We start from the raw sequence: 13,472 nt of genomic DNA, 5'->3' as shown, positions 1-13,472 counted from the left end.
AGTATCTAATTTTTTCGCCACAACGCTTTGTAATAAAGATGTATATTCTTTCGTATTGCGGTTTTTCATGAAATATCCGGGCTAAACATCGAAGGTGCAGGTGCTGAGCTGGTCAACGAGGGTTATGTTGGCCTTTTTGTAGAGAAAATCGATGGTTTTATTCATGATCAATTTTTGTTTGATAACGGAGATATAGCCGGATTGCTGGACCTCTATCATGAACTGATTGATATCGGTTTCTGCTTGGTTTGCCAACCGCCTGATTTCCTCTTTGATGGTATCCATATCCAGTTTCAACTTTTCTTTTCGTGCGATCGAAAGGAGAAAAAATTGTTTTCTGGATGCAGCCTTTGCGGCAGGGAGAAATTTTTCTCTCCATTCTTCCGTATGGTCTTGGATCTCGGTGATGGACAGTCCGATATGCTGCATTTTTGAAGTGTAGTTTGTCAGGACTTCCTCGATATTTCTATTCATCAAGGTGGGGACAATGGGAAGATCCATATCTTTCATCAGCAGATCCAACAATCGGTGTTTTGCCTCTTCGGTGAATCTCTCTTCTAACTTTGCTTTGTGACGCTGCCGCAACGTTGCTCGCATCGCTTCTTCCGTGGGCACATTGGCCACCTTTTTTGTGAACGATTCATCGACTGCAGGAATAATTTTGCGGCTGAGATGTTTGAGCATCAGTTGCATTTCAACGGTTTGACCGGCCAGTTTTGGATGATAATAATCCGTGGGAAAGGCAACGGGGCCTACCGTTGTTTCTCCTGGTTTTAAAGATTTAACCAACGTTTCGAAATCGTTTACCAGCTCCCCTGTCCCCAGTTCGAACCGGAAATCCGAATAAGTGGTTCCTGAAGTGCCCTTAAATTTTCCCAGTGCCGAAAAATCAACCGACACCACGTCGCCGTCTGCGGGGTAACGATTTTCTGTGATCTCTTCCAGGCGGGCGAAGCGGTCCCTGATGCGTTCAATTATATGATCGATATCGGCTTCTGTGACCTTGGGCTGGCGTTGTTCCAGTTCAACACCGGTGTATGACGCAAACTCCAGGAGCGGTATAATTTCAGCGATGAAAGAAAAATTGAACTCTTTATCACGTTCCAGGAGGCCTTCGGATTCAATTTGGATGGAGTTCAGAGGTCTTATTCCGTAGAGTTCCTGGGCCTCTTTCACGTGGATACTGAAAATCTGTTGAGCGGCCTTCTGAAAGATTTCCTCTTTGAGCTGGGTCTCGATGACGCTGTCGGGGACCTTTTCTTTCCGAAAACCTTTTGCCTCAATTTTACCACGATAGGTTTTTATAAGGGCATCAACCGCAATGTTTACTTCCTGAGGTGAAACCGACACGCTTATTTTTCTCTCCACGGAGGAGAGCTCTTCAATTTGATATGCCATGTGTTTTTCTCTATTTGATTTCAGGGACGCCATTTTTTTACTGAATCCCCATATTGTGGTGTTGGCAGTTGCTTTACCCGACGGCCAACTTTTTCGTACGTACGTACCGGCCGCCGCAGGCGGGCGGAGGTTTTGCCTCTGCCCGCCTGCGTCTGGGGGATACGGCTTTGCGACGCGTTTCCCGGTGTTCGAAAAGACTATTGGGCTATGTCGTTCGAAGTTCGGCCATGTAGTCCATCAATTGTTTGAGCAGCTCTTTTCCGATACTTGGTTTCTCTTTCAAGATGTTTTTAAGCTGAAAGGGATCGCTCTTTCGATCGAAAAGTTGATCCTCCTCGGGCATCTCTGCTTCGCTGTTCGGCGTGCAGGTCCACATCTCGTCTTTCATCAGACTTTTGGTGAATTCTCCTTTGGCGATACCGCCCATATCGGAAAATTTGAAGCAGGCTTCATCGGTGAGGATCTCCTTCATTTGTCCGATCCAGTGGATGTAGCTGTAGTCGTGGGTGATGATACTCCAGGAGAATCCGTAGTATCCGGCAATAGCAAAATCGCGGCCCTCGGCTTCACCACGGATGATGGGAAGCAGGCTGATTCCCTGCATCTCGTCCGGGTTGCAGACCGTCATTTGCTGCGCGCCATACTCCAATGTCTCTTCCTTGATGGCCAGATAGTCGATCATGGTTGGGGCAACGTCGCAGGTTTGAACGAATCCTTTGACTCGTTTGCCTTCTCCGTATCCCGGATAGCGAACGATCATCGGAACGTGGACCAACTCCTCGTAGGGCCAGGGACGACATTTTCGCATGATCCCGTGGCCGTGCTCGCCATGACCCATGGGCTCACCGTGGTCGGACATCACCATAATCAGGGTATCATCCCAGAGTCCGAGTTCCTTGATTTTGTCAAGGATTTTACCCACGTGTTTGTCGCAAACAGTGACGTTCTCGGCGTAGAGCATACGGATGTGGTGCAGCTGCTCTTCGGTGAAGTAATCGGCCATTCCCAGGGGCGGAATGATCATGTCTTTTCCCGTGTAGTCCGGATCGTAGGGGCACTTTGTGTCCGGTTCCCAAACTGATGGTGGATCCCAAGGTTCGTGGGGATCGAAGCTGTCGACCCAGAGCAGAAAGGGCTTGGTCTTGTCCACTTTGTGCAGCCAGTTGCAGGTGTTACTGGCCACAACGCCGACATAGCTGTCATCGTCGCTTTTCCAGTTCTGGCGGAGCTTGAGGTACTCGGGTAACTCGTTCATGGTTACCTCAGGAATCCCGGTTCGGGGTGAGCCATCCGGTTCGGTCATGCAATTTTTATCGATGTAGTCATCGGGATCAAGATGGTAGAGCGTGTCCTTGGCATAGAAGTACTGGTCGAGTTCATGACCGTGGCTGAAGATAACATCGTCGAATCCGCGGGAATAACCGTACTTGGGAAGCCGCATAGGCGCGCTGTCGTAGATGAGGGCGGTATGGACACCGCGGCCCCACATGATGTCGGCGATGGTGGTGTCGTCGTTATCCAGTGGCCCCCATCCTTTAAAGGGTAGAGTAAAACGCCCGGTCAACATGGCGCGTCTGACGGGAACGGTGGGCAGCCCTTCGGCATAAGCATTTTCGAAGAGTGTTCCTTCGCTGGCCAGCTTGTCCAGGTTGGGCGTCTTGATCCACTCATTGCCGTAACAACCCACATAGTTGAACTGGAGGCTGTCAAGCATGATCAGTACAATGTTTTTTTTCATTAAGTTTCTCCTTGGTTAAGATGGCCTGTCCTGGCTTTTTTTACTTAAAGCGAGAATCGTGCCAACTCTGGAGTATAGGAGATATAGACAGCTCCCTCAGTTTGGATCTCCTATGAAATGAGGTCACCCATGAAAGCAAAGACATTTTTTTTGTTGGATTGAGTTTGATGATGCGAAGGGGCAGAGTGCGGAATAGAGTGATGGAATCGCTGTATTCCGCAAAAGTGCAGTATACAGCGACAAACGTGAAAGGATGGTACAGCGCCTGTCAGCGAAGACAAGCCTCGGTGGGCCGAATCGAATGGCGATCAGAAATGCGATGACTTTCGAAACGAGATTCCGAGTTTAATCATGCGGGTGCGAAGCGTGCTGCTATTGATTCTCAGGATACTCGCGGCTCCGTTGGGGCCATGGATTTTTCCCTGGGTGAAGGACAACACCCGTTCAATGTAGCTCCGCATATGCTGGTCCAACGGTTCCAGGGGCTCGGCTGACTGTACCGGAGCCGCTGTCGGAGCCACGGCTCCGCAATCACAAACCGGTTCAAAGATTAAGGGAAGATCTGAGGGACGCCCCATTGATCGTATCAAGGCTCGCTCGACCACATTTTCAAGTTCACGTATGTTGCCCGGCCATCGGTACTGTGAGAGCTTTGCAACGCAGGCGGTATCGACGGGTGGTGGGGTCTGCAGCTTCATTTCAGTGGCTTTTTTGCTCACAAAGTGTGCAACCAGATCGGGTATGTCCTGCAGCCGCTGCCGCAATGGCGGAATGACCACGGGAAAGACGTTGAGTCGGAACATCAGGTCTTTTCGGAACAGCCCATCTTCAACCATCTGCCACAGGTCACGGTGGGTGGCGGCGATCACCCGGATATGGACAGGAATGACCTGGGTCCCTCCCACCCGTTCGATTTCATGTTGTTGCAGCACCCGCAGCAGGCGCACCTGGGCCGACAAAGGCAACTCACCGATTTCATCAAGGAAAATCGTGCCGTTGTGCGCCCGTTCGAATCGTCCTCGTTTCAGGGTTGCGGCTCCGGTAAAGGCCCCTTTTTCATGACCAAACAGTTCGGTATCGATGAGATTTTCAGGAATGGCGCCGCAGTTGACCTTGATGAACGGCCCCTTGTGACGGTTGGATTGATTATGAATGGCGTTGGCGATGACCTCCTTTCCCGCCCCTGTTTCTCCCAGGATTAGAACGGGGGTGTCTAAGGGGGAGACCTGATGAATCTTTTGCATGACCTCGTTCAGTCCGCCTTTTTCACCGATGATGTGATCACCCACCACGGCCATGAGCTCCTGCGAAAGGTAACGGTTGTCATCCGTTACGCGATTTTTGAGTTCCAAGAGCTCATGATGTTGACGGATGTTGGCCATGGCGATGGCAAAGGGTTCGCGAAGCATGCGCAGGATACTGGCGTGGCGTCGGGTGAAACAATTGGGATTTTTGGCCCAGATATTGAGCGCTCCCACGGTTACACCGTCCAAAGTGAGGCTGATACCGAGGTTTGATGCTATGTGCGATACCGGAAGCATGTGATGTGAAAATTCCTTTAATTCGGGATGCAGGTCGGGGTTGTTGAGGAGCACGGCCTCTCCGGAGTTGTAGCGGGTTTTGAGTTCGCGCATGGTGGCCCTTGCCGCATCGGAGATGTAGGCATCCCAAGCCTTGTAGGTCACTCCCTGGCGGGAGACGATGGCAAAGGAGATCTTGGGCTGGGGTGAGGTGTCTTCATAAGAGAGATACAACCCTTCAAGCGGCAAGATCCTGAGCAGGTATTCAAAGGTATTGCCCATGGCGGTTTCGATATCCAGGCTGCCGCAGATTCGGATGGTGACCTGGTGAAAGATTTCGTTCAGTTCGTTATCCATCTATCTCAGTGTCCCTATGGGTTGGAGAATGTTGCGGGCACTCTGGGGTCGGTTCCCACATGCGTATCCTTAAAAATTGCGTGATTTGACTTAATTGCGCAATGTCATCATTCAAATTGCGGTATATCATCATTTCAGTTGAAGTATGGTAGATTTTTTCCGTTGTCCTATTTTTTATTTCCCCATTTGGCAGTCTCTTATTACTAATAAGGTTAGAGCGCCAAATTCTGTGAGCCCCAATTATCATATGAAAACTGTCTCCATACTTTCAAGGGTAGCATTGTGGGCCATCTTTTGGTTGTCTTCAAAGACGACTCACTGACTGGCATGCAATATGCTTACCATGATGGGACTGTCGGTTGTCTGTCCTGGCCATCGACAATCGGCCTGGGGCCGATTGCCACCATCGTTTGTAAATACCGTAACGACCCTCATGGTTGCGGTATAAGTATTCATGTTAGTGGAGATCATAGACAATGTTAAAGATTAGGATTCTGGATTTAGATTACCACCGATTAATCAAATCAGAACAGACCTTGCTTCGTGCACTGAAATATAACGGCCTCTACGGCCGTGTGATGATGGTAGCTGAGCCATTGGAGTTAAGCCGTTTTAATGTCCTTGAGTGCATGCCGGCTCTGGAGATCAACGACGCCATCGTCAGCCGGGGTCGGGTGATTGACGATGAGATGGCTCGTTGGATTCTGGCGACCGTGGCAGAGCGCATCAGTGCCACGAGGAGTGCCTCGGAAGAGGGCGTTTCCAGGAAATCAATCCTTTGATGGCCGTCTATATCATTTTGGAGGTACACCATAATGGAAGTTACTACCGAAGTTTTAAAAGGACCGCCTGTAGAAGAGACAAGCAGTTCCGGTCGCGGGCTGGCCTGGTCGATTCTCTTAACTCTGGTCACTCTCAATGTTTTTAATTATGCCGATCGTTCGATTTTGTCCATCGCGATTGAGGCCATAAAAATAGATTTGGGGTTTTCCGATACCCAGATGGGGGCCCTGCAGACGGTCCTGTATATCGGTGTCGGCTTGATCACTTTGCCTGCCGGGGTGTTGGTCGATCGTTGGAGTCGCAAGAAGGCGCTGGCTCTGATGGGCTTCTTGTGGAGCCTGGCCACCGTAGGCACGGCGTCGGTGCACAGCTTTGTCGTCATGATGATGATGCGTTTTGGCTGCGGTGCCGGTGAGTCCTCTTTTCATCCGGGAGGCGCCGCCTGGCTTTCAGCCATTTTTTCCAAGGAAACCCGCGCCAGGGTGATCAGTCTGATGCATGTCGGAGCGTTTATCGGCAGTATCTTCGGCGTGGTGTTGGGCGGCTATCTGATCGCTTCTACCGGCAATTGGCGTGTCCCCTTTTATGTTTTTGGTGCCCCTGGGTTCGTGTTGGCGATGATTCTCGTTTTCATTCGGGACCCCGCTCCGGTCGTGGACAAAGTGGCCAAAGGGCAATCGTTATTCAGTGAGTTTAAAGAGATGGTAAAGGTACGGTCCTTCCTCTTTACCATTTTCGGCGCTGGATTCGTCAACGTGTTGTTTATCACCATGATGTCCTGGCTGCCGGCATTGATTATGAGAAGTTATGGCATCAACGAGGCCAGGCTTGGCGCTGTGATGGGCATCGCTTTTGTGCCGGGGGCGGTGGCTCCTCTTATTGCCGGTTTTTTAGCGGATAAATTCCAGGCGCGTCGGGCAGACGGGCGTCCGTTGCTCGCGTCGATTATTGTCGCCTTCGTGGCGGTCGGGGCGGTCCTGCAGTTTTGGTTTGTCGGCCAGGTTTCCTTGACCGTTTTTACGATCATGCTGGCGATTTTTACCTTCGTTACGAATATGACCATCGTTTTTTTTCAGGTGATCACCATGGATGTCATGCCATTGCGCAACCGTGGCAAGGCGGCGTCCCTCTGCGTGCTGGTCATGTTCCTGGGCTTTTCCTGGTGGGGATCGCTTCTGGTGGGCATGGTCTCGGATATGTACGGGGGGGGGTGTGACGGTCTGCGTATCGGGATGTTGGCCCTGTGCCCGTTTCCATTTATGGGTTCCGTCTTTTACTATATCGCTTCGCGTTTTTATCCGGCTGATTCTGCGGCAGCCGATGAGATGGATCTCCATGAGTTAGCCACCCATTAACCGCGGGCTGTTGGCTGAGACGAATCCATAGCGCTGCTTTTGTATCTGGATAAACGGTCGGTATCTCCATATCGACAGCTCCCGCATATTCGCGGCACATCATCGCCATCGGCGGGTTGGAAACCTATCTCACAAATAGACAAAAAAAATTCTCTGGTTTGTTCTGCGCGTTCGGGTTGAATGATCAATGTGTCACCTTTGTGATGGAAAAGAATAGCGTGACAAACCAGAGGACTACGATTGAAGAGGAGAAGAAGGACATGGCGGATCTGATGGAACTTACCGATGAAAACTATGCCGATTTTATCGCCCGGCAAGATGGCATCCTGCTCTTTTACAAGTCTCTTTGTCCGCACTGCAAGGCGATTAAAAAGGTCATGCAACGCTTTGCGGAAAAGGGTTCTGAGGCTTTAATGGCTCAGATTGACACAGAGGCCAACCCCCAGGCCGTCCAGGCGCTTGAGGTAGAACGTGTCCCCACAATGATCCTCATCAAAAGGGGAGGCATCGTCGGTCGCAAGATCGGTTTGCTCAACGTCAAAGAATTGGCTGAGTTGTACAAAACGATTTGAACGTATGAATTGGGAATGGACGTATGAACAAAGACACGTACGATGTGATCATTATTGGTGGCGGAATCGCTGGGATGACGGCGGCCATTTACGCAGCCCGGGCCAACCTCAGGACGGTCGTCCTTGAGCGTGAGATCTGTGGTGGCCTGGTGAACAGTACTTATATGGTGGAAAACTTTCCTTCCTACCCGGCGATTCATGGCATGGAGTTGATGGGAAAGGTCTCCGATCATATGCGCCTGTTGGGTGTGACCGTTGAAGAGGTCACCGATATCGTCGAGATGAAGCTTGGTGGCGAATGGAAGACGGTCGCGACCGATGAGAGTGCCTATGATGCCCGGGCGGTCATTCTGGCCACCGGGAGAAAACCGGTTCCGTTGACGGTGGCCGAAGAGTGTCAGCAGGTGCATTACTGTTCGATCTGTGACGGTATTGGCTATAAAGACAAACGTATACTCGTGGTGGGGGGTGGCAACAGTGGCTTTGACGAAGCGCTTTATCTGCGGTCCCTGGGAGTTGGGCACATTACGTTGATTGAGATGGCCGATCGTTTTTTTGCTAGCCCCCTCATTCAGCGGGAATTACTTGCCTGCACGAATGTATCGGCACGGACTTCGACTCGGGTCAAGGCGATCGTGAGTCAGGATCGCCTGAAGGCCGTGGTGCTTGAGGATGTTGTGACGGGTCAGATTCAAGAGGTTTCGGTTGACGGTATCTTTGTTTACATGGGCCAGCACCCCAACACTGAGATGTTGCGCGATTGTATTGATTTGGACGACAGCGGTTACATTGTCACCGGTAGTCGCATGGAAACCAACATCAGCGGGGTGTTCGCTGCTGGAGACGTGGTGCAAAAGATTTATCGTCAGATCACCACGGCCATGGCCGATGGTACCGTGGCGGCTCTGGCGGTGGAGCGGTACCTCCGTGAGCACTTTGGGACGAGCTGTCTGAATCATGATGACAATTAATGGCTGGCAATGCCAGCAAGAGCCATAGAGGAAACAGTGATGAAAAAATTTCAACTAATTGCCCTTTTCATGGCCATCGGGTGGATCATCACCCCGTGCGCTTGGGCGTCCTTTCCCTTGAACGACTCGGGGACCATGACGGTCCAGGGACGCCTTCGCTCACAGGCTGCGGTGCGTACGAACAGCACCCAAAATACCCCTTTGCCCATTGAATCGGGTGATTTGGTGCAACAGCGTAACTCGGCCATTGTTCTATTTGATTGGGATATCGGTGAGGTTGCCAGTGGGGTGACATCTCACATGACTCTGCAGCCCCGTTTTTTTTACGACAGCGCCTGGGACATCGGGCCGGATGTGATGAGTGATGCCGATACCCGGGCCAGCTATCGATACTTCGATCAGGATGAGGTCGACGACCTGAAATGGGACGCTGATTTTTTTCTGGCCTACCTCGATTTGCAATCGGATGGGAACTTTATGCGGCTGGGAAAACAGGCTTTCTCCTGGGGCGAGATGACCACCATGCGCATTCTCGACGGGGTGAACCCCCTGGACAGCCAGGGGGCAGGAGTCGATATGGAAGAACGGCTGGTGCCCCTGTGGATCGCCCGGGGCAGTCACACGATTTACGGGCTGGGTCCTTTCGATAGTGCTTCTCTGGAAGGTTATTTTATTCCTGGGGGTGTAGAGCATACCAACGGTGAAGATCTGCCTGACGGAGCCCCCGCTTTGCTGGTGCCCTTGGGGCTTCGTACCAAACCGGCATTGCCCACTGCGATGCAGGAGTTGAACGAAGAAAACGACCGGTATGGCTTCAAACTCGGCATGAGCGTCGGTGATCTGCAGTTCAATTTGGCACACTACCGCATGTACGCTGAAAATCCGACATCCCGGGTGCGTTATGACACAGCGACTATTCCCGGGGCCGGTACCGTTCCCACTTCGGTCCACGTTGATTTGGTGACTGAGGACATTAAGGTGTATGGCGGGAGTTTTAATTACGCATTCAGCGGCCTGGATTTCGTCCTGCGCGGCGAGGCGGCCATATTCAAAGATATGCCGTTGAACATCGAAGGGGTCAACAGTGGAAGAGCTGCTGAGTTGACGGCAAAAGGGTTGGTCACCGAAGACGGCTACATTGAGCACTCAGACGTTTATCGTTGGGGGTTGGGGGTCGACAAGTTCGTGAGCGCTCCATGGCTTAACAGGGACAAGAAGATCTTCTGTTCCTTCGAATATGTCGGGAGTCAGTTTGCCGATTATGATTCTAAGATCAGTTATCCCTGGACAGACCCGGATACCGACAAGACGCTTTACAAAGACCGTTATGACCACCAGCTCATTGCCGTGGCCAGTACGGAGTATTGGCACCAGCGGATCACAACAAATATTACCGGTATGTGTGATTTGACCACTCGAAGCTTGATGGCCATCCCGTCTATCGTCGTCAGCGATTGCCAGCAGTGGGAGGTTGAGCTCAGGTATCAATGGTGCCTCTCAGATACCTATAAGGGGTTTGGTTTTAAACAGGACAGCAACGAACTGCAGATGAGTGTGAGTTATCTTTTCTAAGATAGTCATCAATAAGGAGGAGGAACAAATGCAAAGAATGACAGGTAGGGCATGGATTGTTTGTGCACTGGCACTGCTTTTGGCCGTTCCCGGGGCCATGGCCGATGTCACCCCGGGCGATGTGGTCAGCAAGGCCAACTGGGAGCAGGTTGAGGGGTTGGTGCCTGATTTTATAGTGGATCAGGTCAAGGCAGGGCGGGTGGAACTGAAAATCGGGGCGCTTGATTATGACCCGGGCAGCTTTCAGCTTCCTGGTATAGCAAAAAGCCTTGAGACCAATTCCGGGCGTTATGGGGTGGACGATGCCGGTAATCTGATTGAAGCGGCAACGGGCAAGAAATACCCAACGGATTTGCGTGCCGGAGGGATCCCCTTTCCTGAGTTGGCAGCCAATGATGCCAAACTCGGCTGGAAGCTGATGTATAACTATTTTTATCAGGCCAATGTCGCCCTCGGTCATCAGGATATGGCCGCAAAACAGTTGACCATCGGCGCAGGAGGAATTGAACAGACCTGTAAACTTGAAGGACGCACATTCATTCCGGCTCCCGATGACGGCAAGTATGAGTGGCTGATGCTGGCGGTCTACCGAGCACCGTATGATATTTCGGGCATAGCGACTCTGTGCAAACAACCCATCGTTCCAGATGTGGGGACGGTACGCTACACCTATATGCCCAGTACACGCAAGACACGGCGCATGCCATCGACCACCGCCAGCTCGGAACATTATTTTGGTCAGGAAAGTACGGAAGATGATCAGTGCTGGGGCGGACCGTTTTTTAAAGTGCGTAACGCCGAGTATAAACTGAAGGGCGTGCGAGAAATGCTGGTGCCCTTTTTAGATGAAAAGGCGCGTTCCGTGGAGATGCTGGAAGGCGGTGGTGTGGACGTAAACATCGGGGCGAATCAGCCGTTGGCGCTTGGCTTTGAGACCGAGGGGTGGGCCGGTGCTCCCTGGGCCATGACCAATATCGTTTGGGTCAAACGCAAGGTCTATGAAATTGAGTATACGCCGCGTGATGATTCGGATTATCTTTTTGGCTCTGGCGTCGGATGGGTGGATGCCGAAACATTTAATCCCGTTTATAAATACACGACCCAGGCCAGTGACGGAAAGTTCAGCACGGAGACGGTCTTTGTCTCTCAGGGGTACCAGACTATCGACCATACGATTCGTTTGATGACCGTGCCCATGTTTTTGACGGTTAACCCTCAGCGGGACAGAGCCACGACCTACTCGCGATCCGCGCGTAAAGGGGAATTCCATAAAATGTTACTCTCCGACAAACAGGTCAAGAAACAAGAGTTCAGCAAGAGTGGATTTGTACGTTATTGCCGGTAGATGGCCGAGGCCCGGTTTTAAGGCTGGGCCTTTACGGCAGGAGGCCGCGCGACTGATGGTGGCGTGGCCTCAAAGCACTCAATAAAAAGGAGAGGATCGTGTCGACCCTGAACCGTGTTCTGTTTATTTTAGCTGGCGTGTCTTGGCTTTTCGACGTCTTGATCATGGTCAGTCGCAAGCCCAATCCGTTGTTTGGATGGCCATTGCCCAACCCGACAAGTTATCTGTTTTTGGCTGCCGCCGTTCTCCTGCTGGCGTTTTGTCAGCGTGAGTTGTTTTGGTCGTCCAAAGTGGGGTCGGATGCCAAGCCAGATGCCACTGTGGCGAGGAGGAAGAGATGATACGCGTCGCCAAATGGTTGCTTTTATTTGTTGCTCTGATCCTGATTGTTGACAACAGTCTGGTGCTTCTGGATGTGGGAACGCCCATCGCCTGGATGATTCTGGCCAGTATTGGCATGATGTTTTTTTTGGGCATTGGGCTGATACTTTTGGGTATCGGTGCCAAGCTGCCGGACGGTTGCCGTGAACCCTGACAGCCTTTGGATAAACAGTGCCTATGGGCAGAAACTGCCGCTGATTAAGGACGATGACGTCTGGCTCATGTTTATCCTCCGGTTGCCAGTTAACGAAGGATTTTTCGATGATGTTAAATGTATCCCGATTTTTTTTGATTGCGGCCTCCATCGGGCTTATTCTGACCGAGGTGCCGATTATGGCCAAGGTTCTTTTACCCCTGCCATGGGAGATGTACGGCCTTCCGATCATCATGCTGGTCATGGGCTTGGGGCTGGCTGGTTTTGTGTTGACGAGCCCCCTTTTTACAAGACGGCGCAAGCCCTGAGCATAAGGCGGGGCGTATAACGCCAAGAGCCCGGGATGCGTGTCCCGCTGAAGTGGTCCATATCCACTGGGGCTGTGATTCGTCGTGGGCTGCGGTCCCCAACAGCGTCCGTCCATTTGCACACGGGCGCTTTGGGAGTACCGTTATTCTCAGTAAAATGGGTTTTTGTTTTTTATTCAAACCGGCACTCGTGAAACGAGTTCATTGAACGAAGAACGCTTTCGTTTTCTCTTTTACCGCATTCTCTCGTGCATATAATCGGCGATGTTTTCGTAGATTTCATCGATTCGTGGGTCCATCGGCAGGGCTTTTTTGATCATGTCAAGGTAGCCTCTGGTTTCGAGACGGCGAAGGGCCGGGACAAAATTGAGGTCGAAGACCCAGCCTATCTGCAGGAGCTTGAAGTCGTTTAAATTCTGCATGTGCTCTTTGAGCACCACGGTTCGATTCATGAGGCTGGCGTGGATTTTATCGGAGATGCCTGGGGTATCAGGGAGGCCGAGTTCAATGGTGGGGTTTCGTTTTGTGGCCATTTCGGCGTAATACGAGGTGACCACATACCAGATATCCAGCTTGTCGGCATCGCGCAGGAGACGGGTATGAAAAAGGCACTCCTCAGACTCTTCTTCCGGCAGGAAGGCCCGGTTGTGATAGAGGACCACCCGTTCGATGAGATCTTTGTCGGCAGGGGCTATCCGGTCCAGGCAGCCCTTTTTTTTCAGGGTCGCGTGGCCAAGCCGGGCGTGGTCCACGGACCGGTCGTCTGCAAAGGTCTGGAATCTCCGGTACTGCTCAAAGCGGCCGATATCGTGGAGCAGGGCCGCGATTTCTGAGAGGTCGCGTTGTTTCGCGTCCAGGTTCAGCGCATCTGCCAGAAAAAGCGATTCCTGGCAGACCCGGTGGGTATGCTCCTGTTTCAGGCGGATGTTTCGGTCGTTGTCTTCCACGCCGGTGAGAAAGGAGGCGGTGTATTCGTCAAACCATTGCTTGAGATGATCCATGATCGCGTGATCCATAA

13 protein-coding genes are annotated in these 13,472 nt (G+C 51.7%); 9 read left to right on the top strand and 4 right to left on the bottom strand.

The features are described from left to right. Nucleotides 1-81 precede the first annotated feature (81 nt). From tig to Q1Q75_RS05600, 3 genes are all read right to left on the bottom strand, one after another. Nucleotides 82-1,398, bottom strand: coding sequence for a trigger factor (gene tig / locus Q1Q75_RS05610; RefSeq protein WP_300668196.1), 1,317 nt, complete (start codon nucleotides 1,396-1,398; stop codon nucleotides 82-84). 205 nt (nucleotides 1,399-1,603) lie between these two features. Further along, a complete protein-coding gene (locus Q1Q75_RS05605; protein ID WP_300668195.1) occupies nucleotides 1,604-3,136 on the bottom strand; it encodes a sulfatase in 1,533 nt (510 codons plus the stop codon). 308 nt (nucleotides 3,137-3,444) lie between these two features. Continuing rightward, nucleotides 3,445-5,013, bottom strand: a complete 1,569-nt coding sequence (locus Q1Q75_RS05600; RefSeq protein ID WP_300668194.1) for a sigma 54-interacting transcriptional regulator — start codon at nucleotides 5,011-5,013, stop codon at nucleotides 3,445-3,447. Nucleotides 5,014-5,489: 476 nt separating this feature from the next. Between Q1Q75_RS05600 and Q1Q75_RS05595 the strand changes: the two genes are divergently transcribed. The 9 genes from Q1Q75_RS05595 to Q1Q75_RS05555 all read left to right on the top strand — a co-directional run bounded on the left by Q1Q75_RS05595 (nucleotide 5,490) and on the right by Q1Q75_RS05555 (nucleotide 12,454). Next, nucleotides 5,490-5,795, top strand: a complete 306-nt coding sequence (locus Q1Q75_RS05595) for a hypothetical protein (protein ID WP_300668192.1) — start codon at nucleotides 5,490-5,492, stop codon at nucleotides 5,793-5,795. Nucleotides 5,796-5,828: 33 nt separating this feature from the next. Further along, nucleotides 5,829-7,151 carry an MFS transporter gene (locus tag Q1Q75_RS05590; RefSeq protein ID WP_300668190.1) on the top strand — a complete coding sequence of 441 codons (1,323 nt, stop codon included), beginning with the start codon at nucleotides 5,829-5,831 and terminating at the stop codon, nucleotides 7,149-7,151. Between the two features lie 203 nt (nucleotides 7,152-7,354). Further along, a complete protein-coding gene (locus Q1Q75_RS05585; protein ID WP_300668229.1) occupies nucleotides 7,355-7,723 on the top strand; it encodes a thioredoxin family protein in 369 nt (122 codons plus the stop codon). Nucleotides 7,724-7,746: 23 nt separating this feature from the next. Then, nucleotides 7,747-8,694, top strand: a complete 948-nt coding sequence (locus Q1Q75_RS05580; protein ID WP_300668189.1) for an FAD-dependent oxidoreductase — start codon at nucleotides 7,747-7,749, stop codon at nucleotides 8,692-8,694. A gap of 39 nt (nucleotides 8,695-8,733) precedes the next feature. Next, complete coding sequence (locus Q1Q75_RS05575) at nucleotides 8,734-10,266, top strand: DUF1302 family protein (RefSeq protein WP_300668187.1); 1,533 nt, start codon at nucleotides 8,734-8,736, stop codon at nucleotides 10,264-10,266. A gap of 28 nt (nucleotides 10,267-10,294) precedes the next feature. Then, nucleotides 10,295-11,611: a DUF1329 domain-containing protein gene (locus tag Q1Q75_RS05570; protein WP_300668185.1), complete on the top strand. Its 1,317-nt coding sequence runs from the start codon at nucleotides 10,295-10,297 to the stop codon at nucleotides 11,609-11,611. A gap of 98 nt (nucleotides 11,612-11,709) precedes the next feature. Then, nucleotides 11,710-11,952 (top strand): hypothetical protein, encoded by a 243-nt coding sequence (locus Q1Q75_RS05565; protein ID WP_300668184.1) that lies wholly within the window; start codon nucleotides 11,710-11,712, stop codon nucleotides 11,950-11,952. Continuing rightward, nucleotides 11,949-12,146: a hypothetical protein gene (locus Q1Q75_RS05560; protein WP_300668183.1), complete on the top strand. Its 198-nt coding sequence runs from the start codon at nucleotides 11,949-11,951 to the stop codon at nucleotides 12,144-12,146. Before Q1Q75_RS05565 ends, Q1Q75_RS05560 begins: the two co-directional genes overlap by 4 nt. Nucleotides 12,147-12,253: 107 nt before the next feature. Next, nucleotides 12,254-12,454, top strand: coding sequence for a hypothetical protein (locus tag Q1Q75_RS05555; RefSeq protein ID WP_300668182.1), 201 nt, complete (start codon nucleotides 12,254-12,256; stop codon nucleotides 12,452-12,454). Nucleotides 12,455-12,687: 233 nt separating this feature from the next. Here the strand turns inward: Q1Q75_RS05555 and Q1Q75_RS05550 are convergent, their stop codons facing one another. Further along, nucleotides 12,688-13,455, bottom strand: a complete 768-nt coding sequence (locus Q1Q75_RS05550) for an HD domain-containing protein (RefSeq protein ID WP_300668181.1) — start codon at nucleotides 13,453-13,455, stop codon at nucleotides 12,688-12,690. Between the last annotated feature and the right edge of the window lie 17 nt (nucleotides 13,456-13,472).

Source organism: Desulfoluna sp. (assembly GCF_030145185.1).
GTDB lineage: Bacteria > Desulfobacterota > Desulfobacteria > Desulfobacterales > Desulfolunaceae > Desulfoluna.
Note: the sequence above shows the minus strand (reverse complement) of the source record. Positions and strands in the feature narration are given on the sequence as shown.